Origin of the sequence: Burkholderia sp. 9779_493, from assembly GCF_015712215.1 — a bacterium.
Classification (GTDB): Bacteria; Pseudomonadota; Gammaproteobacteria; order Burkholderiales; family Burkholderiaceae; genus Burkholderia; species Burkholderia cenocepacia.
This window is the reverse complement of the sequence record NZ_JACCQA010000024.1, coordinates 50,924-73,087: the sequence shown is the minus strand read 5'-3', so window position 1 is coordinate 73,087 and position 22,164 is coordinate 50,924. Positions and strand designations below refer to the sequence as shown.

Genomic DNA, 22,164 nt, shown 5'->3' with positions numbered 1-22,164 from the left:
TGTGATGGCTGGGATCATGGAAATGGAAGTCAACGAAGCAAAACGGACCGCGCCGGTCGACGCGCACGCGCTGCGCGGCGCGCCGGTCGCGCTGGGCGTCGAAGCGGCGCTCGCGAATACGAAACTGTTCCCGTACTGGCTCGACAACCCGGCCGCGCCGGCCGCCGAGCCGGCCCTCGTCGGCGACGTGACGGCCGACCTGCTGATCGTCGGCGGCGGCTTCACGGGGCTGTGGTCGGCCGTGCAGGCGAAAGAACAGATGCCGCACCTGAACGTGGTGCTGATCGAGGCCGGCAAGGTCGCGCACGGCGCATCGGGCCGCGCGGGCGGGATCATCTCGACGTCGGTGATGCACGGGCTGCCGAACGCGGTGCGCGTGTTCCCGAACGATATCGCGCAGCTGGAAGCGTTCGGACACCGCAACCTCGACGGTTTCGAGGAAACGCTGAAGCGTTACGACATCGACGCCGACATCGAATGGAACGGCGAGATGACGGTCGCGGTCGATCCCGGGCACCTCGTGCACCTGAAGGGCGACTATGACCTGCATCGCGAATACGGCCACGACGTCGTGCTGCTGAACCGCGACGAAACACTCGCGCAACTGAATTCGCCGCTGTTCGCGGGCGCGCTGTGGTCGCGCAACCGCAGCGGCATCGTGCATCCGGCGAAGCTCGCATGGGGGCTGAAGCGCGCGGCGCTGCAGCTCGGCGTGACGCTGTACGAGCACACGCCGCTCACGAGCGTGACCGACGAAGGCAGCACGGTGTTCGTGAAGACGCCGAAGGGCAGCGTGCGCGCGCCGCGCGTCGTGTTCGGCAGCGGCACCGCGAAGGTCGGGATTCCCGACATCAACCGGCGCGTGATGCAGGTGCGCGACCACGTGCTCGCGACCGAGCCGCTGACGGACGCGCAACTCGCGCGGATCGGCTGGAAGAATCGCCAGGGCGTGTACGACACGCGCACGCAGCTCAACTACTTCCGGCTGACGAAGAACAACAACATCATCTTCGGCGGCCTGGTCAGCTATCACTTCGACGGCGACCCGGAGCCGCATCAGGACGGCCGGCGCGAAACCTACTACCGGCTCGCGGAAGCGTTCTACCGCACGTTCCCGCAACTGAGCGACGTGCGCTTCTCGCATGCGTGGGGCGGCCCGATCGACTACTGCTCGCGCGGCTCGGTGTTCGCGAAGCGCTATCTCGGCGACAAGGCCGTGTTCGTCGCCGGCTATACGGGCTTCGGCGTCGCGGCGAGCCGGTTCGGCGCGTTCATGGGGCTGAACATCCTGTTCGACCGCGACAGCCCGGAGCGCAAGCTCGACATCGCGAACCAGAGCCCGAGCTACATCCCGCCGGAGCCGATGCGCTGGGTCGCCGCGAAGATCACGTTCCATGCGTTCGACGGCGCGGATGCCGAAGGCGGCTGGAAGCGTGCGTGGATCAGCGGCCTCAAGGCGATGGGCTTCCCGATGTAAGCGACACGGCGGCCCCGCGCGGGCCGCCGCCATGACACGCTCCCCCGAGGAGACGGTCCGCACGGCGGACACGGAGAGAGACACCCCATGAACGTTGTGAACCTGCAGGATGAAGCGCGGCAGGAAAGCGCGCTGTTCGTCGTCGTGATGCTGCTGCTCGGCATGCTCGGGCCGACGGTCTTTCTCGGTCTGCCCGCGATCGTCGGGCAGGTCGAGCGCCATTGGGGCTTCGGCGAAGCGGCGCTCGGGCTGTCGAGCTTCATCGAGGTGCTCGGCGAATCGACGGGCACGCTGCTCGTCGCATTCGTGCTCGGCCGCCAGCCGGTGCGGCTCGTGCTCGCGGGCGCGGTGACGCTCGCGGCCGGCGCGAATCTCGGCACGCTCGCGACGCACGGGCTCGTCGCGTATTCGACGTTGCAGTTCGTCGCGGGCGTCGGGTCGGGCGGGCTGAACGGCATCGCGCTGCGCTACCTGTCGTATTCGCGCGCGCCGGAGCGCAATCTCGGGATCATGCTGATGGGGCAAGTGATGTGGAGCATGGTGCTGCTCGCTTATATCTTCCCGCTGCTGAGCGGCACGTGGGGCGCGTATGGGGTGTTCGGCTTCGTGGCCTGCGTGCTCGGCATGTTCGTGCTCGCGACGCCGCTGTTTCGCCGCGGCGAAACGATGGCCGCGCCGACGCCGGCCGGCGCCGTCGGCGGCATCGACCGCAAGGGCGCGATGCTCGTGCTGTGCGCGCAGCTCGCGCTGTACGGCGGCGTCGGCGTCGTGTGGACCTTCCTCGAGAAGATCGGTACCGATGCGGGCCTGAGCGGCCGGTCGGTCTCGCTCGTGCTCGGCGTCGCGAACGTCGCGAGCCTCGTGATCTGCGCGGCGATGCCGAAGCTCGGCGCCGGCGCGGGCCTGCGCCGCTGGACGCTGATGAATCTCGGCGGCTGCGCGGTCGCGGCGGTGCTGCTCGCGATGCCGGCGTCGGTCGCGACGTTCACGCTCGGCGCGATCGTGTTCATCGGCTGCTGGACCGGTGGCGCGCTGCTGATCTACGCGACGATTCCGCAGTACGACCTGATCGGCAAGTCGGCCGCGCTGTCGCCGGGCTGCGTCGCATTGGGCTATGGCGTCGGCTCGGTCGCGGGTGGCTCGCTGATCGAACGTGCGGGCACGCAGTCGGCGCTGTTCGCGGCGATCGTGCTGTGCGCGGTCGCGTTCCTCTGTTACGGGCGGCTGCGGCCGGCCGTGTTCGGCATGGCGCGCCCGCTCGCGGTGGCGCCCGAGTGACGGTTGCGACGCGCGCCGCTGCCGATGGCGGCGCGCGTCAGGTTCGGTTCATCGGCGAAGGCGGTCAGGCAGCGCGCGATTCGCGCCGTGCCGGCCATGCGTACACGGGCAGCGGCTTCCAGCATGTTTTCGAATACCACCGATCTCGATCTCCGGCTCATCCGGGTCTTTCTGGCCGTCGTCGACGCACGCGGCATCACCGCCGCCGAGGCGTCGCTCGGCGTGCGGCAGTCGACCATCAGCACGCAGCTGTCGGCGCTCGAAGCGCGCGTCGGCTTCAAGCTGTGCGATCGCGGGCGCGGCGGCTTTCGCCTGACGTCGAAGGGCGAACGTTTCGCGGCCACCGCGCGCACGCTCGTCGCGGCGACGTCCGAATTCGTCGCGCGCGTGCGCGACATCGACCGCAAGCTGGTCGGCACGCTGTCGATCGGCTTGATCGGCCAGGCGCCGCTCGTCGAGAACGCGCGCGTGGCCGACGCGATCGGCGCGTTCCGCCAGCGCGACCAGGCCGTCACGTTCGCGATGAAGGTCGCGTCGCCGCAGGAGCTCGAGGAAAGCCTCGTCAACAACCAGCTCGATCTCGCGATCGGCTATTTCTGGCATCGCGTGCCGGGCCTGCTCTACACGCCGCTGTTCACCGAGCAGCAGGTGATCTACTGCGGGCGCGGGCATCCGCTGTTCCATGCGTCGCGGCCCGTGACGGCCGACGATCTGCAACTGCACGACTGGGTATGGCGCACCTATCCGGTGCCGGAGGAGCAGTATCCGCTGCCCGAGCGGCGCGTGACCGCGAGCGCGGACAGCATCGAGGCCGCGACGATCCTGATCCTGTCGGGCGGCCATCTCGGCTACCTGCCCGCGCATTACGCGGAGCCGTTCGAGCAGCGCGGGCTCGTGAAGGCGGTCGGCCGCGCGACGTTCAGCTTCGACGTGCCGCTGCATCTCGCGATGAAGCGCAGCACGAGCGACAAGCCGATCGTCGACGCGTTCTGCGAGGACCTGCTGCGCGCGTTCAACATCAAGGCGGCCGCGCTCGCCGCGTAGGTTCGCGCCCCGCGCTCAGCAGTCGACCAGCACCCAGTCGAACAGCTCGCGGCGCGTGCGCACGCCGAGCTTCGCGAACGCGCGCTTCACGTACGACTCGGCCGTCGACAGCTTCACGTCGAGCTGCTGCGCGGCCTCGGGCACCGAGCGCCCGCACAGCATCAGCCGGCAAATCTCATGCTCGCGGCGCGACAACTGCACGTGCTGCCGTTCGAGCCGCGCATCGAAGCTCGCCTGCGACGCGGCATTCACCGACACCGCCGCCACACGCCGCGCCGCACAGGTGCGCGCGTGCAGCTCGAACATCGGAAACAGCAGATCGACCATCTGCCGGAAGTGGAACAGCTCGTCCGTCGTGAACGCGGCCCGCTCGACCGTGCGCGCGAGGCCGAGCGCGTATTGCTGATGCGCATTGCCGTGCACGAGCAGGCATTCCTGAGCGATGCCCGGTTCGTCGAAGATGCGCCGGCGGAATTCGCCTTGCGCGATGCCGGCGACATGGCGCTGCACGAGCAGCGTCCCCGCCTTGCCGCGCAGCGGCGCGACCAGCGGGTCGGTCTGGCAGTAGTCCTGGTAATAGACGTCCATCACGCGCAGCGTATCGGCCGCGAAGCGCAGGCTGCCGCTGCCCAGCCATTCGACGACGAAGCCCGACGTACTGGCCGGGTCCGCGCGCCAGCGTTCGAGATGCACGGCGTCGGCGTCGATGCTGTCGTTGACGAATTCCGTGACCGCACCGACGAAATCCGGCGTGCCGACCGCGCGTAGCGTCGCGCCGAGCGTGTCGGGACGCACGCCGATCAGGTAGTGGCCGCGGGCGGCCGGGTCGGGCTGGAGAAGTCGCATGGTCGGGCGAGGCGGTCGGAGGGGACAGCGCGACGTTACGCGAACGCCGCGCACGCGTCAGCCGGGAATTCACCGGATCAACCGCGCGAATTTCGTGCGTTGTCCCCAAAACGACGACAAGACCGCGCGGCGGGCGGGCCGGAAATCGCAAAAGCCCCCGCGCCGGGGGGGCATACCGGGGTGAATCGTCTGCCTATAGTGAAAGCGCTTCGAAAACCTGACGACCAGAAAGGACAGGCCATGCAGATTCAACCGACGCCGGCCGCCGCGACGCCGGCGGATTTCGTTTTGACCCACGCGAGGGTTTACACCGTCGATCCGCACCGGCCGTGGGCGCAGGCCGTTGCCGTGCGCGACGGCCGGATCGTGCATGTCGGCGATACCGCGTCCGTGCACGCGTACGTCGGCGCGAACACGAAAGTCGTCGATGCGGCCGGCCGGCTCGTGCTGCCGGGCTTCGTCGAATCGCACTGGCACTTCGAGACGACCGCGTTCGCGTTCCAGGCGTTCGTCAACTACGAGGATCCGCACCAGGTGCTCGCCGCGTTACGCACCTACGTCGAATCGCATCCCGATGAGCCGGCGATCACCGGGATGGGCTGGGTGCAGGCGACGATCCCGCCGGCGATGCTGCGCAAGGAGACCCTCGACGCGGTGTGCGCGGATCGCCCCGTGTGCCTGCTGTCGACCGATTTCCATTCGATGTGGGTGAACTCGAAGGCGCTGGACATCGCCGGCATCGACGCGTCGACGCCACCCGTGCAGGAAGGCGCGAGCTGGTTCGAGAAGGACGCGGCGACGGGCGAGCCGACCGGGCTGATCGTCGACGGCGCCGCGTACTCGCTGCTGCTGCAGCGGATCAGCGCGGCCGGCCTGCTGCCGACCGGCATCGACCTGTATCTGAAATCGATTCCGCCGTGGCAGGAGAAGCTGTGCGCGGCCGGCGTGACGACCGTGTTCGACGCGGGCTTCTTCGATGCGAGCGGCGACCAGTCGCTGCTGTACGAGACGCTGCAGACGATGGAGCGCGCGGGCGACCTGAAGCTGCGCGTGGTCGGCAGCGTCGCGGTGATCGGCGAGATCGACGATCCGGTCGGCACGCTGGTCCGGTATCGCGAGCGGTACGATTCGCCGCTCGTGAAGGCGCGCGCGCTGAAGCTGTTTCTCGACGGCACCGAGGCGAACCACACCGCGTACCTGCTGGAACCGTATGCGGACCGCCCCGATACCTGCGGCGCGCCGACGATGCCGGCCGACACGTTCAATCGCTATCTGGTCGACGCGGATCGCGCGAACGCGAACGTGATGGTGCACTGCGTCGGCGACGCGGCCGTGCGGATGGCGCTCGACGGCTTCGACGCCGTCAACCGCACGAACCCGCCGCGCGATCGCCGTCATGTGATCACGCACGCGTTCCTCACGCATCCAGACGACATTCCGCGCTTTCGTCGCGCGGGCGTGATGGCGAACACGCAGTTGCAATGGGGCGTGGTCGACGCGTACACCGAGCAGTTGCGCGACCACTACGGCCACGAACGCTGGAGCAACATGTACACGTTCCGCACGTTCGTCGACGCAGGCGTGACGGTGTCGATCGGCATGGATGGCCTCGCGTGCCAGTGCCGCTGTCAGCACAAGCCGCTCGAACACATCGAGTCGGGCCATACGCGGCAGCTCGCGGGCGAGCCCGATGCGCCGGTGTTCCCGGACATCGCCGAGCGCCTGAGCATTCCGCAGCTGATCGCCGCGTACACGATCCACGGTGCGTACCAGCTCGGCATGGAGCACGAGGTCGGCTCGCTGACGCCCGGCAAGCGCGCGGATCTCGTCGTGCTGGAGCGCGACCTGTTCGAGGTCGGGCAATACGACATCGGGCGCATCGACGTCGGGCTGACGATGATGGGCGGCCGCATCACGCACGTGGGCGACGATTTCGGCGCGCGGACGGGCCTGCAGGCGTCGTGAACGGCGGCGGGCCGGCGATGCGGCGACGGAAGCTTTCAAGTCGCTTCCGTTGCCGCCGATTGTGCGGCGTGTCCCCCTGTTGGCAGGGCAGACCGGCCAATTTCCTCTGGCTACATTTTTCCGGACCGAAGCACGCGCCGCTCATCGCGGGCGGATCATGACATCGACGGAGGAAAACATGGCAGGGGACTGGAAACATCGGGTGAAGAACGCATGCGCGGCGCTCGCGCTGGGTGGTTTCGCCGGGGCGGGCGTGCCCGTCGCGCAGGCGGCGGACGTCGTCAACGTGTACAACTGGGGCAATTCGATCGGCAAGGCGACGATCGCGAACTTCGAGAAGGCGACCGGCATCAAGGTCGTCTACCAGGAGTTCGATTCGAACGAGACGCTGCAGGCGAAGCTGCTGTCGGGTACGTCGGGCTACGACGTCGTCGTGCCGTCCGACATCTTCTGGGCGCGGCAGTTGCAGGCCGGCATCTACCGCAAGATCGACCGAAGCCAGGTGCCGAACTACGGGCTGCTCGATCCGGACATCATGAAGGTGCTGTCGAGGGATGACCCGGGCAACCAGTTCGGCATTCCGTGGACGTGGGGCACCGACGGGCTCGGGATGAACGTCGAGAAGGTCAAGGCCGCGCTCGGCGCCGACGCGCCGCTCGACAGCTGGTCGCTGCTGTTCGATCCGAAGTACGCGAAGAAGCTGAAGCGCTGCGGCGTGTCGGTGCTCGATTCGCCGGTCGATGCGTTCGGGATGGCGTTCGTGTACCTGAAGAAGGATCCGAACACGACGAACCCGGCCGACTACCAGGCCGCGTACGAGCTGCTGAAGACGGTACGGCCGTACATCACGCAGTTCAATTCGAGCAGCTACATCAACGATCTCGCGGGCGGCGACATCTGCCTCGCGCTCGGCTGGTCGGGTGACGTGAATTCCGCGCGGATCGCGGCCGCCGCCGCGAAGAAACCGTATCGAATCAAGTACGTGATCCCGACCGAAGGCAGCGCGATGTGGTTCGACATGATGGCGATTCCGAAGGATGCGCCGCATCCGGACGCCGCGCTGAAGTTCGTCAACTTCGTGCTGTCGGAGCAGGAGAGCGCCAACCTGACCAACGACACGTCGTATCCGTCGGCCGTGCCGTCGTCGCGGCACCTCGTGCGCGCCGAGGTGACGAGCGATCCGGCCGTGTTCCCGCCCGCCGACGTGATCCGCCGGCTGAGCCTCAGCAAGCCGGTTCCGCCCGAGCTGATGCGGCTGCAGAACCGTCTGTGGACGAAGCTGAAGACCGAGTAAGCCGCCCCGCACACCCGCACCTCTTTCGCGCGCCCCGCCGTCGATCGCGGCGGGCGGGGGCGCGTGCGTCCCGACGACCACCGACACCATGAACATCAAACACATGACGGCGCTGTGCGCGCTCGCGTTCGACGCGACCGCGGCATTCGCCCATACACCGCACGCGACCGACGCGAGCCGGATGAAGGCATTGCAGGCGCAGGTCACCGCGCTGCAGCGGCAGGTGAACGCGCTGCGCGCGAGCATGCTGGCGGCGAAGCAGGCCGGCGCGGCAACGACCGCCACGACTGCCACGACCGCGGCGACCGCGACGACCGCGACGACGGCGACGACGGCGACGACGGCGACGACCGCGACGACCGCCGCATCGGCCGGCGCGAAGATCGGCACGATCAACACGGCCGCGGCCGCCGCGCAGGCTGCCGAGTCGGCGCCCGCGTTCACGAACGACGACCTGCAGCAGATGCGCGAGCAGATCGCGAATGCGTCGCTGAAGGTCGATGCGTTGCAGGAGGCGGCGACGACCGGCCCGCTCGCGGGCCTGAGCATCACCGGCTACGTCGATCCCGTGTACCTGTTCAACCGCGCGCAGCGCACGTCCGGCTTCCAGTTCCTGAACCACGATCCGGGCGCGTACGACTACTTCAACAGCACGATCGGCGACGTCTACCTCGACATCAGGAAGACCTTCGGCGTCGGCCCGATGGCGCCGTCGGCGGAGATCGTGATCCAGCCGAACCGCGGCTTCGGCAACGTGTTCAGCAATGCGCACGGCGGCATCGGCAACAACATCGTCACGCAGGCGCAGGTCAACGTGCCGCTCGGCACGACGCGCACGTTCGAGATCGGGATGATGCCGAGCCTCGCCGGCTACGAGGTGCAGCCGTCCAACCAGATGCTCACGCTCACGCACGGATTGCTGTACGACTTCAGCGAGCCGGGCAACCTGGTCGGTATCGGGCTGAAGGGCTCCAACGCGGCGATGACGCGCTTCTGGCAGGTCGTGATCGGCAACGAGGTGCTGCGCACGGCCGGCGCGATCGCGAATGCGGCGAACAACACGACGAAGCCGAACTGGACGCCGACGATCACCGCGCGCTTCGACAACGCGACGTCGACGGCGTTCGACTTCGGCCTCTCCGGGATGCTCGGCCGGCAGTCGCTGTTCTCGCCGTGCGCGGCGGGCGGCTACGGCTACCAGTGCAACGGCTCGTCGCCGACCGGCCTCTACAAGTACGTGGAAGCCGACATGACCTATACGCACGACAAGACGCAGATCAACGCACAGGTCGACTACGGCGAGCTGCAGAAGGGCGCATGGAACGGCGGCACGGCGCGCTGGTACGGGATGTCGCTGCTCGGCCATACGAAGTGGACGACGTCGTGGCTCGGCCGCATGGGCGCGACGCTGCGCTTCGACTACCTGAACAACGCGTCGAACGGCGGCGGTGGCACGAACATCCAGTACGGGCTCGCGGGCGGCAACCCGTCGGTGAACGGGTCGAGCGGCTTCGGCATCGATCCGTCGTGCTTCCAGGGCTCGGCGACGAACGGCACCGAGTGCAAGGGCGCGCAACGCTATGCGATCACGGCCGACCTGTTGTTCTATCCGACGCAACAGATCACCGTGAAGGTCGAATACCGCCACGACGCGGCGAATCATCCGGTGTTCCTGAAGAGCAACGGCACCTATGCGCGCAGCAACGACCTGGCCGGCATGCAGTTCATCTATTCGTTCTGACCGTTCCGACGGCCGGCGCGCGCCGGTTCGTTCGTGGAACGCATCACATGCCGGGCCGCGCGGGCCCGGCGCTCATTCGACACAGGAGGTTTGATCTTGAAGCTGCACACTTTCGCGACCGACGTCACCGATCCGCGCGAGCGGGGCCGCCTGATCGGCGCGCGCTTCGCGCCGGCGATCCGCGAGACGGTCGCGCTGTATCTCGCGTTCTTCCCGAAGCTCGGCATCGATCCGCAGCGCGCGCGGGCGATCGGCGAGGCGAGCCTCGCGGCGCTCGACGCATGGTGTCCGCGCCTCGCCGCCGAGGTGGAGGCGACCGCCGACGGCGCCGACCTGCCGCGCTGGCAGCTCGCGTGCCTGAACGCGCGCACCGAGATTCTCGCGACCGCGCCCGCGTCGGCCGAAGGCGAGTGCTCGACGACCGTGTACGCGCCGGCCGGCCCGCATGCGCCGCGCACGCTGCAGACGTGGGACTGGCACGACAGTCTCGCGCCGCAGGGGCTGCTGATGCGGTTCGCGACGCCGCAGCGCCGCACCGTCAAGCTGTTCACCGAATTCGGGATGCTCGCGAAGCTCGGCGTGAACGACGCGGGGCTCGGGCTGCACTTCAACATCCTGCATCACGCGAGCGACGACGATGGTGGCGGCGTGCCGGTGCACGCGATCGCGCGACGGCTGCTCGAGGATGCGACGACGGTGCCGGAGGCGATCGAGCTGGCGCGCACCGCGCGCGTCAGCGCCTCGACGGTGCTGACCGTGTTCACGCGACACGATGCGAACCCGCGCGCGGCGAGCATCGAGCTGAGCCCGTCCGGCGTCGGCGTGGTCGTGCCGCGCCCGGACGGCTGGCTGCTGCATACGAACCACTTCCTCGATCACGCGTTGAGCGGCGGCGAATGCATGCCCGACAGCTCGACCACGCGCGAGCGCTTCGCGCACCTGAACGCGGTCGTGGCGGGGATGACGGGCGCCGATGTGCGCGAACGCGCGGCGGCGATGTGCGGCGCGGCCGGCGACGCGGCCGTGGTGTGTTTCCACCCGGATCGGTCGATGCCCGACACCGAGCGCTGGGAAACGCTGCTGACCGTCGGCATCGATACCGACGCGTGCGCGCTCGACTACGCGGCCGGCAATCCGCACGACCTTGCGCGCGACGGGTTCATGCGGTTCTGACGCGGCGCGCGCGGCGACGGTCGGCAGGGCGGCACGGCGGCACGCGTGGGCCGCCGTTGTGGCGCTCAGGCGTCGATGCGCTCGACCTTGCCGACGAGCAGCCCGTACGACAGGCTGCCCGCGAGCGCCATCGCGGCGATGTAGGTGATCGCGCGCGAGAAGTCCGCACCGTCGACCAGCAGCCCGATCACGATCGGCGTCGCGATCGCGGACAGGTTGCCGACCAGGTTGAACACGCCGCCCGTGAGGCCGAGCAGCCGTGCAGGCGCGAGCCCCGACACGAGCGACCACGTGATCGACGCGAAGCCGTTGCCGAAGAATGCGATCGTCATGAACGCGATTACCCAGCCGGTCGAGCTCACGTAGTTCGCGCCGATGATGCAGGTCGAGATCAGCAGCCCCGAGATGATCGGCAGCTTGCGCGCGAAGCCCTGCGATGCGCCGCGCCGCATCAGCCAGTCCGACAGCACGCCCGAGCACAGCACGCCGACGAACGCGGCGAGGAACGGCAGCGACGCGAGGAAGCCCGACTTGATGAAATCCATCCCGCGATACTTGACGAGGTAGGTCGGGAACCACGTGAGGAAGAACCACAGCGTCGAGTTCAGCGCGAACTGGCCGAGGTAGATGCCCCACAGCTTGCGCCGGCCGAGCACGACGCCGAGGTCGCGCCACGTCGACGGCGCGCGTTCGCTGCGCGCCGCGACGCGGTCCTCCAGATCGACGAGGCCGCCGCCGTCGCGGATCAGCGCGATTTCGGCCGCGTTGACGCCGCGCAACGCGCGCGGCTCGCGATATACCGCGTACCAGATCGCGGCCCACGCGATGCCGGCGAGGCCGGTCGCGACGAACACCATGTGCCAGCCGAGATGCACCTGCAGCCACGCGAGCACCGGCGTGAGGAACGCGAGGCCGACGAACTGGCCCGACGTGTAGCCGCCGATCGCGCTTGCGCGTTCGCGGGTCGGGAACCACGTCGTCACCACGCGGTTGTTGATCGGGTAGGCCGGCGCTTCGAGCGCGCCCACCGCGAGGCGCAGCACGATCAGCCCGACGAACGAACCGGCGAAGCCGAGCAGCAGCGTCGCGGCCGACCACAGTGCGAGCGCGCCCGCATACAGCACGCGCGGCGAGACCTTGTCGACGAGCCAGCCGCCCGGAATCTGCATCAGCGCATAGGTCCAGCCGAACGCGGAGAACACGAGGCCCGCGCGAACCGGATCGATGTTCAGTTCCTTGAACAGCTCGGGCGCCGCGATCGACAGGTTGCTGCGGTCGAGATAGTTGATCACGACGGTGACGAACAGCAGCGCGAGAATCAGCAGCCGCTTGCGGCTCGGCGGCGTGGACGAGGTCGCCGCCGCGGTCGCGCGGGCGGCGGAATCAGATGCGGCGCCGGTGCGCGCGGATGCCCGCTCCGGCGGGTTGGCATGGGTGCGTGACGCGGATTGGGCCACGGTCGTCTCCTGTGTTCTATGCCCCGGCTGGCGCTCGCGAACGAGGTGGCCGAATCGAATGGCGTTGGGGCGAACGTTAGAGCCGTGGCGCGGCGTGCGTCAACATTTGGGCAGGTATCCCCATTAATGGGACGTTTGCCGTTCAATATATGGGAACGTGCCGACAGGCGCGGACCGGCGTCGTCACGAAAGAGCGCAAGCAGGCGAACGGTCAGCCGCCCGTGCTGTCGTCGCGATAGCCGCTCTTGCCGACGAAGATCTCTTTCAACGCAGCGCGCAGCGTGCCCGGATCGTACTGACCGGGCGCGAGATGGATCACGTAACGCGTCTGGCCGTCGAGCCGCGCGGCGATGCCCGGTTCGATCTCGACGTCGATCGTGTCGTCGGTCAGACACACCGACAGATCCTTGACGCGCACGTTGAGCTGGTCGCGCACCATCACTTCGATCCGCGCATCGTCCGGAAAGCGCGACAGCGCGAAGCAATAGTCCTGCTCCGCATCGTGACAGTAGATATTGGCGAAGCTTTCGTCGTCGTCGAGGTCGGACGTGGCCGTGCCGACGGTAGCGTGAAGTTCCTTGACGTCCTCCTCTCCCGAAAGAGAGAGGATTCCCACACCTGGCGATGCACGTCCGCATCGGAGAATGTTCAACGCAGCGTTGGTATCTCGATCATGCTCGACACCACATCTACTGCAGGCCCACTCTCTTATTCTCAGTCCCGCGATACCTTTCGGCCGCGTCGTGCTGTCTTTCGACCCGCACGACGAACAGGACTGGGTAGAACCGCTTTCGTCCACTTCCTCGAACGTGGCTCCGTGCGCGATCGCTTTGTAACGGAGCTTGTTTCGGAAGGACGACCAGGATGCGTCGTAGACGCTCTTCGCCATCCTGGTTCTGGCGAGTTTGACCGCCGACACGTTGCCGACCGCGATGTAATCGAAGCGCCGCACCAGATCGAGCGCGAGCTTGTGCTGGAAGTCGGCGCGGGAGTTCGCGACCTTGGCGTGCAGCTTCGCGATATGCCGCTTGTGCTTGCGTGCTCGCTGCGCTTTCGCCAGCTTCTCCGCCGCGCGCCGACCGAACTGGTCATTGGGCAGCTTCTCTCCGGTCGAAAGTGTGGCGAAGTCTTTCAGGCCGAGATCGATGCCGACGCCGGAACGGATCGGGCGGGCCTGCACATCCGGCATCTCGATCACGATGTTGAGAAACCAGTTGCCGCGTGCATCCTGCGCAAAGTTGGTCCCGTCCTTGATCTTGCCTTCGGGAAGCGGTCGGCTGTTGAACACGCGAAACGTGTTGCCGGCGAAACGGAACGCGTCACCCTCGCGCTTCAGGTCACGGCCCTTCAGCGGCACCCAGCCCAACGATTTCCTGCCGCGATAGCGCAGGTAGGGCCGACGGCGCTGACTGCGCGACTTCGCATATTGCTCGCACGTCGCGTTGACCGTGCCGGAGTGAATACCGAGTTCCTTGCTGCTGCCGGTCGTGAGCACATTCAAGTCGAAACCGGTCGGCCACTTCTTGTTCCACTTCAGCGCGTGCTTCTGTGTGTCGTTGCAGAAGTTCCAGACGTAGTTCACCACACGGCTCTGCTTGTTGAGCAGTCCGTTGAGCGACTTCACCCGGTAGCGATAGACAAGAATCATGTAGGTGATCCTATCCCGTGGAAGAAGCTGTCTGTCAACAGCACGCCTTTCTTCCCCGTCCTGAAGTACGGGGTTTCTCGGAGCAACTGATGAACGTAGTTCCTGCCGAAGGGTTATTTGTGAGCATACATCGTCGTTTCGGTCTCAGCCGCGGTGTCGGGCATCGCGTCGGCCTGCACGTCGCGCGCTTTCAGCCACAGCCCGAATTCGCGCATCACGTCGACTACCGGCCGCAGCCGGTCGCCGTCCGCGGTGAGATCGTACTCGACGCGCACCGGCACTTCCGGATAGACGGTTCGCCGCACGAGCCCCGCGTCTTCCAGCGCGCGCAGGTCGAGCGTCAGCATGCGCTGCGAGATGCCCGGCATGTCGCGCCGCAGGTCGCTGAAGCGGCGCGGCCCGTCGAGCAGATACGACACCAGCAGCAGCCGCCAGCGGCCGCCGAGCATGCGCATCGCTTCTTCAACGGAACATCCTGTCGCACTCGTTTTCATCGCGCCGAATCCTGGTCGGTAAATTTTTTGTGACTACGGCACAAACGACTGCCGTCTTCTCAGCCATGCGCCGATGCGAGATATTAGCGCCCGCGTCGCGGCGAATCGATACATGGACACCCACGAAGGAAACATATGAAGCTCTATCACGCTCCCGGCAGCTGTTCGCAGGCGATCTGCATCGTGCTGCGCGAAGCCGATATCGACGCCGAGATCGTCAAGGTCGATGCGCGCAAGCATGTCGTCGAAGGCGGCCGCGATTACTACGACGTGACCGAACTCGGCTACGTGCCGCTGCTCGAACTCGACGACGGTACGATACTGCGCGAAGGGCCGGTGATCGCGCAGTATCTCGCGGACCAGCGCCCGGACGCCGCGCTCGCGCCCGCTTACGGCACGCTCGCGCGCTACCGGCTGATGGAATGGCTGAACTTTCTCGGCACCGAGATCCACAAGGGTTTCATCCCGCTGCTGTATGCGGTGCAGGCGGGGAAGTACGTCGAGCCCGTGCGGCAGAAGCTAGACGGCCGCTTCGCATGGATCGACCGCCAGCTCGACGGCAGGACGTTCGTCACCGGCGACACGTTCACCGTCGCCGATGCGTACCTGTTCGCGTTGACCGGCTGGGGCAAGGCCGACTGGATGCGCTCGGTGTACAACGCGGATATCGACCTGAGCCGGCATGCGCATCTGCGTGCGTGGTACGAGCGAGTGCGGGAGCGGCCGGCCGTGCAGGCGGTGCTCGCGGCGGACAAGCTGTTGCGATGACGCGCAGCCGCCGCAGCGGGGAGGGCGCGTCGTTTCGCCGTAGCGACGCCGCGCCATGCCGCAACAGTGCGCGCTATAATCGCCGCCATGAAACTGCTTCGGACCTTCATCCTGCTGCTGCTGTGCGCGGTGCTGCCCATCACGGGGCTGGCAGCCAGCGGCCTGACCGGTGAATGTCCGATGCAGCACACGATGTCGATGGACGCGGACACGGGCATGAACATGGCCATGTCCGCCGAGATGAGCGATTGCGATTCGATGCAGCCGCCATCCGCCGATCACGCGAAGGCCAAAGCCAAGGGCATGGCCTGCAAGGTGACGGCCCAATGCCAGTTCGGCAGTCTCTACCACCCGGCCGCCCGCGCCGACGTCAACCGTCCCGCTGCATTCGCCAGCACGATCGTCTTCCACTACACGCAGTCCGTCCCGGCTCGCGACCCGAACGGGTTGTGGCGCCCGCCACGCATCAACTGATCCCGATTTGACCGGTTCGCCGCGCACGCGGTGAGGTTCGTCCTGCGCGCAGGACGTGGAATCCCTTTGGATTCCGATTTGGGGTTACACCATGTCATTCGTTTTCCGCACGCTGCGCATGCCGCGTGCAGGTCGGCGCGCGCCCGTACCGTGGGCCGCGCTGCTGGTGGCGGGCGCCGTTCACGCGCAACCGTCGCCGCTGACGCTGGACGCCGCGCTGCAGTCCGCCACCGATCGTTCCGCGTCGATGCAGGCCGCGCAGGCTTCCGTGCTCGCGCGTTCCGAAGCGGCCGTCAAGGCCGGCCAGTTGCCGGACCCGATGCTCAAGGCCGGCATCGACAACCTGCCGGTCAACGGCGGGCAGCGCTTCACCGTCGGCCAAGACTTCATGACGATGCGCCGCATCGGCATCGAGCAGGAATGGGTGTCCGGCGACAAGCGGCGGCTGCGTACCGCGCTGGCCGACGAACAGGTCGGCCGCGAGCGCGCCGGCTATCTGATGCAGCTCGCGGCCGTGCGCCGGCAGACTGCGACGGCGTGGCTCGATGCCATCTATGCGAAGCAGGCGCTCGCGCTTCAGCAGGCGCTGCTCGGTCACATGAACCATGAACTCGACGCGACGCAGGCGTCGTATCGCGGCGCAAAGGCGAGCGCGGGCGACGTCGTGCAGGCCCGCGCGATGCTCGCGCAGACGCAGGACCAGGTGCTCAAGGCACAGCAGGCGTATCGCACCGCGCTCATCGCGCTGGCCCGCTGGACGGCGGTGCCCGTGACGGATGTGGCCGGTACGCCGCCCGCGCCCGAATCCTTCGTATCGGCGTTGCCGCCGGACGAACTGCGCCTGTCGCAGCCGGCGCTCGTCGCCGCCGCGGACGACATCGCGGTGGCCGAAGCCGACGCCGCGGTCGCGAACAGCGAGCGCAGCCCCAACTGGACGTGGGAAATCGCGTACCAGCAGCGCGGCGGCGCGTATTCGAACATGGTGTCGGTCGGCGTCTCGATCCCGCTGCCGCTCAATCGCAAGAATCGCCAGAACCGCGACGTCGCCGAAAAGGCGGCGCTCGCGACGAAGGCGCGCCTGATGTACGAGGACACGCTGCGCCAGGTACAGGCCGACATCCGCACGCAATCCGACATGCTGGCGAGCGGCCGCGAACGCATCGCGAACCTCAGCGCCGCGCTGTTGCCGGCCGCCGACCAGCGCGTGCAGCTCGCGACGGCGGCGTACCGGGCCGGCACGGGGTCGCTTGCCGACACGTTCGCCGCGCGGCGTGCGCAACTCGAAGCGCAATTACAGGTGCTCGACCTCAGGCGCGACGTGTCGCAGACCTGGGCACAGCTCGAATATCAGGTCGTGCCGTCGGCGATGGCCGCCACGCAGTGAAGGAGACGCTCATGACAAGGCAATCACTGATGCGTGCGGCGCTGATCGCGTCCGCCGGCGCGGTGCTCGTCGGCGCCGGCTATTTCGCGGGCGTCCGCCATGCGACGAACGGCGCGGTGACGGCCGCCATGCCCGCCGCTGCGCCGTCGGGTGTGCCGGCTCAGCAGGCCGCGCGCAAGGTGCTGTACTGGCACGACCCGATGGTGCCGGACCAGCACTTCGACAAGCCGGGCAAATCGCCGTTCATGGACATGCAGTTGCAGCCGGTCTATGCGGACGAAGGCGGTGGCGCGACAGGCATCCGGATCGATCCGGGCCTGCAGCAGAACCTCGGCATCCGCTATGCGACCGTGCGTCGGCAGCAGACGGCGGCCGGCTTCGACGCGGTGGGCACCACGCAGTTCGACGAAGCGCGCGTGGAGGTCGTGCAGTCGCGCGTCACGGGCTACATCGACCATCTGTATGCACGCGCGCCGATGCAGCGCATCGCGAAGGGTGCGCCGGTCGCATCGCTGTTCGTACCCGACTGGCTCGCGCCGCAGGAGGAATATCTCGCGCTGAAGCGCGGCGGCATGGACGGCAACCTGCTCGATGCGGCGCGCGCACGAATGCGCGCGCTGTCGATTCCGGACGGGATGATCGCGACTCTCGATCGCACCGGCCGCGCCCAGACGCACGTCGTGCTGAGCGCGCCGGAGACGGGCGTCGTCAGTGAGCTGAACGTGCGCGACGGCGCGATGGTCGCGCCCGGCCAGACGCTCGCGAAGATCGCCGGGCTGGCGACGCTGTGGCTGATCGTCGAGGTGCCGGAAGCGCTCGCTTTGAACGTGCAGCCGGGAATGTCGGTCGACGCGACGTTCGCGGGCGATCCGGCCCGGCATTTCAGCGGACGCATCCGCGAAGTGCTGCCCGGCATCAGCACGGGCAGCCGCACGCTGCAGGCGCGCGTGGAGATCGACAACGCATCGCTGAAGCTCACGCCCGGCATGCTGATGCGCGTGCGGGTCGCCGCGAAGGAGACGGTGTCGCGCCTGCTCGTGCCGTCCGAGGCCGTGATCGCGACCGGCCAGCGCACGATCGTCATCGTGAAGCTCGGCGACGGCCGGCTCCAGCCGGTGTCGGTGACGGTCGGCAACGACGTCGGCGGCGACACGGAAGTGCTCGGCGGGCTGAACGAAGGCGATACGGTTGTCGCATCGGGGCAGTTCCTGATCGATTCGGAAGCCAGCCTGAAAAGCGTGCTGCCGCGGCTGGAGCGGGCGGCAGGCGCAAGCTCGGCCGCATCGTCCGCGACGGCAAGCGCGCCGGTGTACGAAACCACCGGCAAGGTGGAGAAGGTCACCGCCGACGACATCACGTTCTCGCATCAGCCGGTGCCGGCGCTCGGCTGGGGCGCGATGACGATGGCGTTCGGCAAGCCGTCGGTGCGCGCGTTTCCGGACGTGAAGCCGGGGCAGACCGTGCGTTTCGCGTTCACGCAGACCGACGACGGCTACCGGCTGACGAAGGTCGAGCCGCAGGGAGGTGAGCGATGATCGCGCGCATCATTCACTGGTCCGTCCATCACCGGTTTCTGGTGCTGCTGGCCACCGTGCTGCTCGCGGCATGGGGCGTGCATTTGCTGCGGCAGACACCGCTCGACGCATTGCCCGACCTGTCGGACACGCAGGTGATCGTGAAGGCGTCGTATCCGGGCAAGGCGCCGCAGGTTGTCGAGGATCAGGTGACCTATCCGCTGACGACGACGCTGCTCGGCGTGCCCGGCGCGAAAACCGTGCGTGCGTACTCGTCGTTCGGCGACGCGTTCGTCTACGTGCTGTTCGACGACCGCACCGATCCGTACTGGGCGCGCTCGCGCGTGCTCGAATACCTGAGCCAGGTGCAGAGCCGCCTGCCGGCGGGCGCGACCGTGTCGCTTGGGCCCGATGCGACCGGTGTCGGCTGGGTATACGAGTACGCGCTCGTCGATCGCACCGGCCGTCACGATCTCGGCCAGTTGCGCGCGCTCAACGACTGGTTCCTGAAGTTCGAACTGAAGGCCGTGCCGGACGTCTCCGAAGTCGCGAGTATCGGCGGCATGGTGCGCCAGTACCAGGTCGTGCTGGACCCGGACAAGCTGCGTGCATACGGCATCACGCAGGCGGCGGTCGCGGAGGCGCTCGGCAAGGCCAACCAGGCCTCCGGCGGCTCGGTCGTCGAGCTGGCCGAGTCGGAGTACATGGTGCGGTCGTCCGGCTACCTGCGCACGCTCGACGATTTCCGTCACGTCGTGCTGCGCACCGACGACACCGGCACGCCGGTCTTGCTCGGCGACGTCGCACGCATCCAGGTCGGCCCGGCGATGCGGCGCGGTATCGCGGAACTGAACGGGCAGGGCGAAGTGACGGGCGGCGTCGTCGTGATGCGCTCGGGCAAGAACGCGTTGACGACGATCGACGCGGTGAAGGCGAAGCTCGCCGACCTCAAGCGTTCGCTGCCTGCCGGCGTCGAGATCGCCACGACCTACGACCGATCGCAACTGATCGCGCGCGCGGTCGACAACCTGACGGACAAGCTGATCGAGGAATTCGTCATCGTCGGTGTCGTCTGCGCGGTATTCCTGTTCCATCTGCGCAGCGCGCTGGTCGCGATCCTGTCGCTGCCGCTCGGCGTATTGGTCGCGTTCATCGTGATGCGCTACCAGGGCGTGAATGCGAACCTGATGTCGCTCGGGGGGATCGCGATCGCGATCGGCGCGATGATCGACGCGGCGATCGTAATGATCGAGAACGCGCACAAGCATCTGGAAGCGTACGACCACGCGCATCCGGGCGAGCCGATCACCGCCGCGCGTCGCTGGGAGCTCGTCGCGGCATCGGCGGCGGAAGTCGGGCCCGCGCTGTTCTTCTCGCTGCTGATCATCACGCTGTCGTTCGTTCCGGTGTTTTCGCTGGAAGGGCAGGAGGGCAAGCTGTTCGCGCCGCTGGCGTTCACGAAGACCTATACGATCGCGGCCGCCGCCGGGTTGTCGGTGACGCTGGTGCCGGTGCTGATGGGCTATCTGGTGCGCGGCCGCATTCCGCACGAGCACGCGAACCCGATCAATCGCGTGCTGATCCGCCTGTACCGGCCGCTGCTCGAAGCGACGTTGCGGCGCCCGTGGGCCGCGATCGGCGTGGCAGTCGTCGCGCTCGTGCTGACGGCCGTGCCGTTGTCGCGGCTCGGTGGCGAATTCATGCCGCCGCTCGACGAAGGCGACTTGCTGTACATGCCGACCGCGCTGCCGGGCATCTCGGCGGACAAGGCGAGCGAACTGCTGCAGCAGACCGACCGGCTGATCAAGACCGTGCCCGAGGTCGACACGGTGTTCGGCAAGTCGGGTCGCGCCGATACCGCGACCGACCCCGCGCCGCTCGAGATGTTCGAGACGACGATCCGCTTCAAGCCGCGCAGTACATGGCGGCCGGGCATGACGCCGGAGAAGCTCGTCGACGAACTCGACCGGACGGTGAGGGTGCCGGGCCTGTCGAACGTATGGGTGCCGCCGATCCGCAACCGGCTCGACATGCTGTCCACCGGGATCAAGACGCCGGTCGGCGTGAAGATTTCCGGGCCGGACCTGACGGGAATCGACGCGATCGCGACGCAGGTCGAGGCCGCCGTGAAGCGCGTGCCGGGCGTGACGTCCGCGCTCGCGGAGCGGCTGAACGGCGGCCGCTACGTCGACGTCGACATCGATCGGCTCGCCGCCGCGCGTTACGGGCTGTCGGTGGCGGATATCCAGTCGGTCGTGTCGTCGGCGATCGGCGGCGAGGACGTCGGCGAAGTGATCGCCGGGCGCGAGCGTTTCCCGATCAACATCCGCTATCCACGCGAGATCCGCGATTCGCTCGACAACTTGCGGCAACTGCCGGTCGTCACCGCGCGCGGCGCGCAGATTCGCCTCGGCGACGTCGCGCGTGTCGCGATCGCCGACGGGCCGCCGATGATCCGCAGCGAGAACGCACGGCTGTCCGGCTACGTGTACGTCGATCTCCGCGGTGTCGACCTCAGCACGGCGATTCGTGCGATGCAGCAGGCCGTCGCGCGGCAGGTCGCGTTGCCGCCCGGCTATTCGATCGCGTGGTCGGGACAGTTCGAGTATCTCGAACGCGCGGCGGCGACGTTGCGTACCGTCGTGCCCGTCACGCTCGTCGTGATCTTCGTGCTGCTGTTCGTCACGTTCGATTCGGCGGCCGACGCGTTGCTGCTGATGTCGACGGTGCCGTTCGCGCTGGTCGGCGGATTCTGGCTCGTATGGGCGCTCGGCCATGCGGTGTCCGTCGCGACGTCGGTCGGGTTCATCGCACTGGCGGGCGTGGCGGCCGAATTCGGCGTGGTGATGCTGCTGTACCTGAAGGGCGCGCTGCAGCGCCGGCTCGATGCCGGCGAACCGCTGACCGATGCGTTGCTGCTCGACGCGATTCGCGAAGGCGCGGTGCTGCGCGTGCGGCCGAAGGCGATGACGGTCGCCGTCGTGCTCGCCGGCCTCGTGCCGATCATGATCGGCCACGGCGCCGGTTCCGAAGTCATGCAGCGCATCGCCGCGCCGATGGTCGGCGGCATGGTCACGGCGCCGCTGCTGTCGATGTTCGTCATTCCCGCCGCGTGGCTTCTGCTGCAGCGCCGTCGTGCGCGAAGCGCGGGCCGAGCGCGGCATTCCGAGGCAGTTCCTTCCGGCACGAACGTGCCATCCCTTCCCACCGGAGAATCACGATGAAGATGAATCAATTGATCGCTGCTGCAACCGCTGTCGTCGCGCTGAGTGCTTTCGCGGTACCGGCGCTTGCCGCCGGCGAGATGTCGAACATGGACATGTCCGGCATGAAGATGTCGTCGGACGGCGCGGCGGAATCGAACGCCGCGCTGACCGACGCCGAAGTGAAGAAGGTCGATGCCGCGAGCGGCAAGATCACGTTGAAGCACGGCGCGCTGCAGAACGTCGGGATGCCGCCGATGACGATGGCGTTCAAGGCGAAGGATGCGGCGATGCTCGCGCAAGCGCATGCGGGCGACCAGGTCAAGGTGCGGATCGAGAAGGTCGACGGCACGTTGACGATCGTCAAACTCGTCAAGGGTTCCTGATCGGCGGGATGCGGGCGT

General features: G+C 67.7%; 17 protein-coding genes and 1 pseudogene. 13 read left to right on the top strand and 5 right to left on the bottom strand.

Annotation, left to right across the window (positions count from 1 at the left end; genetic code table 11):
* The first annotated feature begins 16 nt into the window (after window positions 1-16).
* The 3 genes from H0X95_RS23720 to H0X95_RS23710 all read left to right on the top strand — a co-directional run bounded on the left by H0X95_RS23720 (window position 17) and on the right by H0X95_RS23710 (window position 3,799).
* On the top strand, window positions 17-1,477 hold the full coding sequence (locus tag H0X95_RS23720; protein WP_006495822.1) for an NAD(P)/FAD-dependent oxidoreductase: 1,461 nt from the start codon (window positions 17-19) through the stop codon (window positions 1,475-1,477).
* An 87-nt stretch (window positions 1,478-1,564) separates the two neighbouring features.
* Window positions 1,565-2,755: an MFS transporter gene (locus tag H0X95_RS23715; RefSeq protein WP_059722277.1), complete on the top strand. Its 1,191-nt coding sequence runs from the start codon at window positions 1,565-1,567 to the stop codon at window positions 2,753-2,755.
* Between the two features lie 123 nt (window positions 2,756-2,878).
* Window positions 2,879-3,799: a LysR family transcriptional regulator gene (locus H0X95_RS23710; RefSeq protein ID WP_012493096.1), complete on the top strand. Its 921-nt coding sequence runs from the start codon at window positions 2,879-2,881 to the stop codon at window positions 3,797-3,799.
* A gap of 15 nt (window positions 3,800-3,814) precedes the next feature.
* Here the strand turns inward: H0X95_RS23710 and H0X95_RS23705 are convergent, their stop codons facing one another.
* On the bottom strand, window positions 3,815-4,645 hold the full coding sequence (locus tag H0X95_RS23705) for a helix-turn-helix transcriptional regulator (RefSeq protein WP_059722279.1): 831 nt from the start codon (window positions 4,643-4,645) through the stop codon (window positions 3,815-3,817).
* A 240-nt stretch (window positions 4,646-4,885) separates the two neighbouring features.
* Here H0X95_RS23705 and H0X95_RS23700 point away from each other — a divergent pair, with 240 nt between their 5' ends.
* The 4 genes from H0X95_RS23700 to H0X95_RS23685 all read left to right on the top strand — a co-directional run bounded on the left by H0X95_RS23700 (window position 4,886) and on the right by H0X95_RS23685 (window position 10,818).
* Complete coding sequence (locus H0X95_RS23700) at window positions 4,886-6,610, top strand: amidohydrolase (protein ID WP_059722281.1); 1,725 nt, start codon at window positions 4,886-4,888, stop codon at window positions 6,608-6,610.
* 178 nt (window positions 6,611-6,788) lie between these two features.
* Window positions 6,789-7,904 carry a polyamine ABC transporter substrate-binding protein gene (locus H0X95_RS23695; protein WP_012493097.1) on the top strand — a complete coding sequence of 372 codons (1,116 nt, stop codon included), beginning with the start codon at window positions 6,789-6,791 and terminating at the stop codon, window positions 7,902-7,904.
* Window positions 7,905-7,992: 88 nt separating this feature from the next.
* Complete coding sequence (locus H0X95_RS23690; protein ID WP_080403556.1) at window positions 7,993-9,645, top strand: DUF3138 family protein; 1,653 nt, start codon at window positions 7,993-7,995, stop codon at window positions 9,643-9,645.
* Between the two features lie 96 nt (window positions 9,646-9,741).
* Window positions 9,742-10,818 (top strand): C45 family autoproteolytic acyltransferase/hydolase, encoded by a 1,077-nt coding sequence (locus H0X95_RS23685; RefSeq protein ID WP_059722698.1) that lies wholly within the window; start codon window positions 9,742-9,744, stop codon window positions 10,816-10,818.
* A 65-nt stretch (window positions 10,819-10,883) separates the two neighbouring features.
* Here the strand turns inward: H0X95_RS23685 and H0X95_RS23680 are convergent, their stop codons facing one another.
* The 4 genes and pseudogenes from H0X95_RS23680 to H0X95_RS23665 all read right to left on the bottom strand — a co-directional run bounded on the left by H0X95_RS23680 (window position 10,884) and on the right by H0X95_RS23665 (window position 14,417).
* Window positions 10,884-12,275 (bottom strand): MFS transporter, encoded by a 1,392-nt coding sequence (locus H0X95_RS23680; RefSeq protein ID WP_059722284.1) that lies wholly within the window; start codon window positions 12,273-12,275, stop codon window positions 10,884-10,886.
* Window positions 12,276-12,486: 211 nt separating this feature from the next.
* On the bottom strand, window positions 12,487-12,885 hold the full coding sequence (locus tag H0X95_RS23675) for a hypothetical protein (RefSeq protein ID WP_175793125.1): 399 nt from the start codon (window positions 12,883-12,885) through the stop codon (window positions 12,487-12,489).
* Window positions 12,874-13,923: pseudogene (locus tag H0X95_RS23670) on the bottom strand (RNA-guided endonuclease InsQ/TnpB family protein); the annotation flags it as partial. The gene H0X95_RS23675 and the pseudogene H0X95_RS23670, both read right to left, overlap by 12 nt.
* 113 nt (window positions 13,924-14,036) lie before the next feature.
* Window positions 14,037-14,417 carry a winged helix-turn-helix transcriptional regulator gene (locus tag H0X95_RS23665; RefSeq protein ID WP_059722285.1) on the bottom strand — a complete coding sequence of 127 codons (381 nt, stop codon included), beginning with the start codon at window positions 14,415-14,417 and terminating at the stop codon, window positions 14,037-14,039.
* A 135-nt stretch (window positions 14,418-14,552) separates the two neighbouring features.
* On the opposite strand from H0X95_RS23665, the gene gstA reads away from it, so the two are divergent.
* The 6 genes from gstA to H0X95_RS23635 all read left to right on the top strand — a co-directional run bounded on the left by gstA (window position 14,553) and on the right by H0X95_RS23635 (window position 22,146).
* Window positions 14,553-15,185, top strand: a complete 633-nt coding sequence (gene gstA / locus H0X95_RS23660; RefSeq protein ID WP_059722287.1) for a glutathione transferase GstA — start codon at window positions 14,553-14,555, stop codon at window positions 15,183-15,185.
* Between the two features lie 87 nt (window positions 15,186-15,272).
* On the top strand, window positions 15,273-15,659 hold the full coding sequence (locus H0X95_RS23655; protein ID WP_058902679.1) for a hypothetical protein: 387 nt from the start codon (window positions 15,273-15,275) through the stop codon (window positions 15,657-15,659).
* 91 nt (window positions 15,660-15,750) lie between these two features.
* Entirely contained in the window at window positions 15,751-17,043 is a 1,293-nt protein-coding gene (locus H0X95_RS23650; protein ID WP_059722288.1) for a TolC family protein, read from the top strand.
* 11 nt (window positions 17,044-17,054) lie between these two features.
* Window positions 17,055-18,578 (top strand): efflux RND transporter periplasmic adaptor subunit, encoded by a 1,524-nt coding sequence (locus tag H0X95_RS23645; protein WP_059722700.1) that lies wholly within the window; start codon window positions 17,055-17,057, stop codon window positions 18,576-18,578.
* A complete protein-coding gene (locus H0X95_RS23640) occupies window positions 18,575-21,781 on the top strand; it encodes an efflux RND transporter permease subunit (RefSeq protein WP_196446230.1) in 3,207 nt (1,068 codons plus the stop codon). Before H0X95_RS23645 ends, H0X95_RS23640 begins: the two co-directional genes overlap by 4 nt.
* Window positions 21,778-22,146 (top strand): copper-binding protein, encoded by a 369-nt coding sequence (locus H0X95_RS23635; RefSeq protein ID WP_058902683.1) that lies wholly within the window; start codon window positions 21,778-21,780, stop codon window positions 22,144-22,146. Before H0X95_RS23640 ends, H0X95_RS23635 begins: the two co-directional genes overlap by 4 nt.
* Window positions 22,147-22,164 lie beyond the last annotated feature (18 nt).

Excerpts from the sequence above, each read along its gene's own strand:
- H0X95_RS23705 (WP_059722279.1), bottom strand. The coding sequence starts at position 4,645 with ATGCGACTTCTCCAGCCCGACCCGGCCGCCCGCGGCCACTACCTGATC.
- H0X95_RS23655 (WP_058902679.1), top strand. The coding sequence starts at position 15,273 with ATGAAACTGCTTCGGACCTTCATCCTGCTGCTGCTGTGCGCGGTGCTG.
- H0X95_RS23710 (WP_012493096.1), top strand. The coding sequence starts at position 2,879 with ATGTTTTCGAATACCACCGATCTCGATCTCCGGCTCATCCGGGTCTTT.
- H0X95_RS23695 (WP_012493097.1), top strand. The coding sequence starts at position 6,789 with ATGGCAGGGGACTGGAAACATCGGGTGAAGAACGCATGCGCGGCGCTC.
- H0X95_RS23665 (WP_059722285.1), bottom strand. The coding sequence starts at position 14,417 with ATGAAAACGAGTGCGACAGGATGTTCCGTTGAAGAAGCGATGCGCATG.
- H0X95_RS23640 (WP_196446230.1), top strand. The coding sequence starts at position 18,575 with ATGATCGCGCGCATCATTCACTGGTCCGTCCATCACCGGTTTCTGGTG.
- H0X95_RS23650 (WP_059722288.1), top strand. The coding sequence starts at position 15,751 with ATGTCATTCGTTTTCCGCACGCTGCGCATGCCGCGTGCAGGTCGGCGC.
- gstA (WP_059722287.1), top strand. The coding sequence starts at position 14,553 with ATGAAGCTCTATCACGCTCCCGGCAGCTGTTCGCAGGCGATCTGCATC.
- H0X95_RS23690 (WP_080403556.1), top strand. The coding sequence starts at position 7,993 with ATGAACATCAAACACATGACGGCGCTGTGCGCGCTCGCGTTCGACGCG.
- H0X95_RS23635 (WP_058902683.1), top strand. The coding sequence starts at position 21,778 with ATGAAGATGAATCAATTGATCGCTGCTGCAACCGCTGTCGTCGCGCTG.
- H0X95_RS23715 (WP_059722277.1), top strand. The coding sequence starts at position 1,565 with ATGAACGTTGTGAACCTGCAGGATGAAGCGCGGCAGGAAAGCGCGCTG.
- H0X95_RS23700 (WP_059722281.1), top strand. The coding sequence starts at position 4,886 with ATGCAGATTCAACCGACGCCGGCCGCCGCGACGCCGGCGGATTTCGTT.
- H0X95_RS23645 (WP_059722700.1), top strand. The coding sequence starts at position 17,055 with ATGACAAGGCAATCACTGATGCGTGCGGCGCTGATCGCGTCCGCCGGC.
- H0X95_RS23720 (WP_006495822.1), top strand. The coding sequence starts at position 17 with ATGGAAATGGAAGTCAACGAAGCAAAACGGACCGCGCCGGTCGACGCG.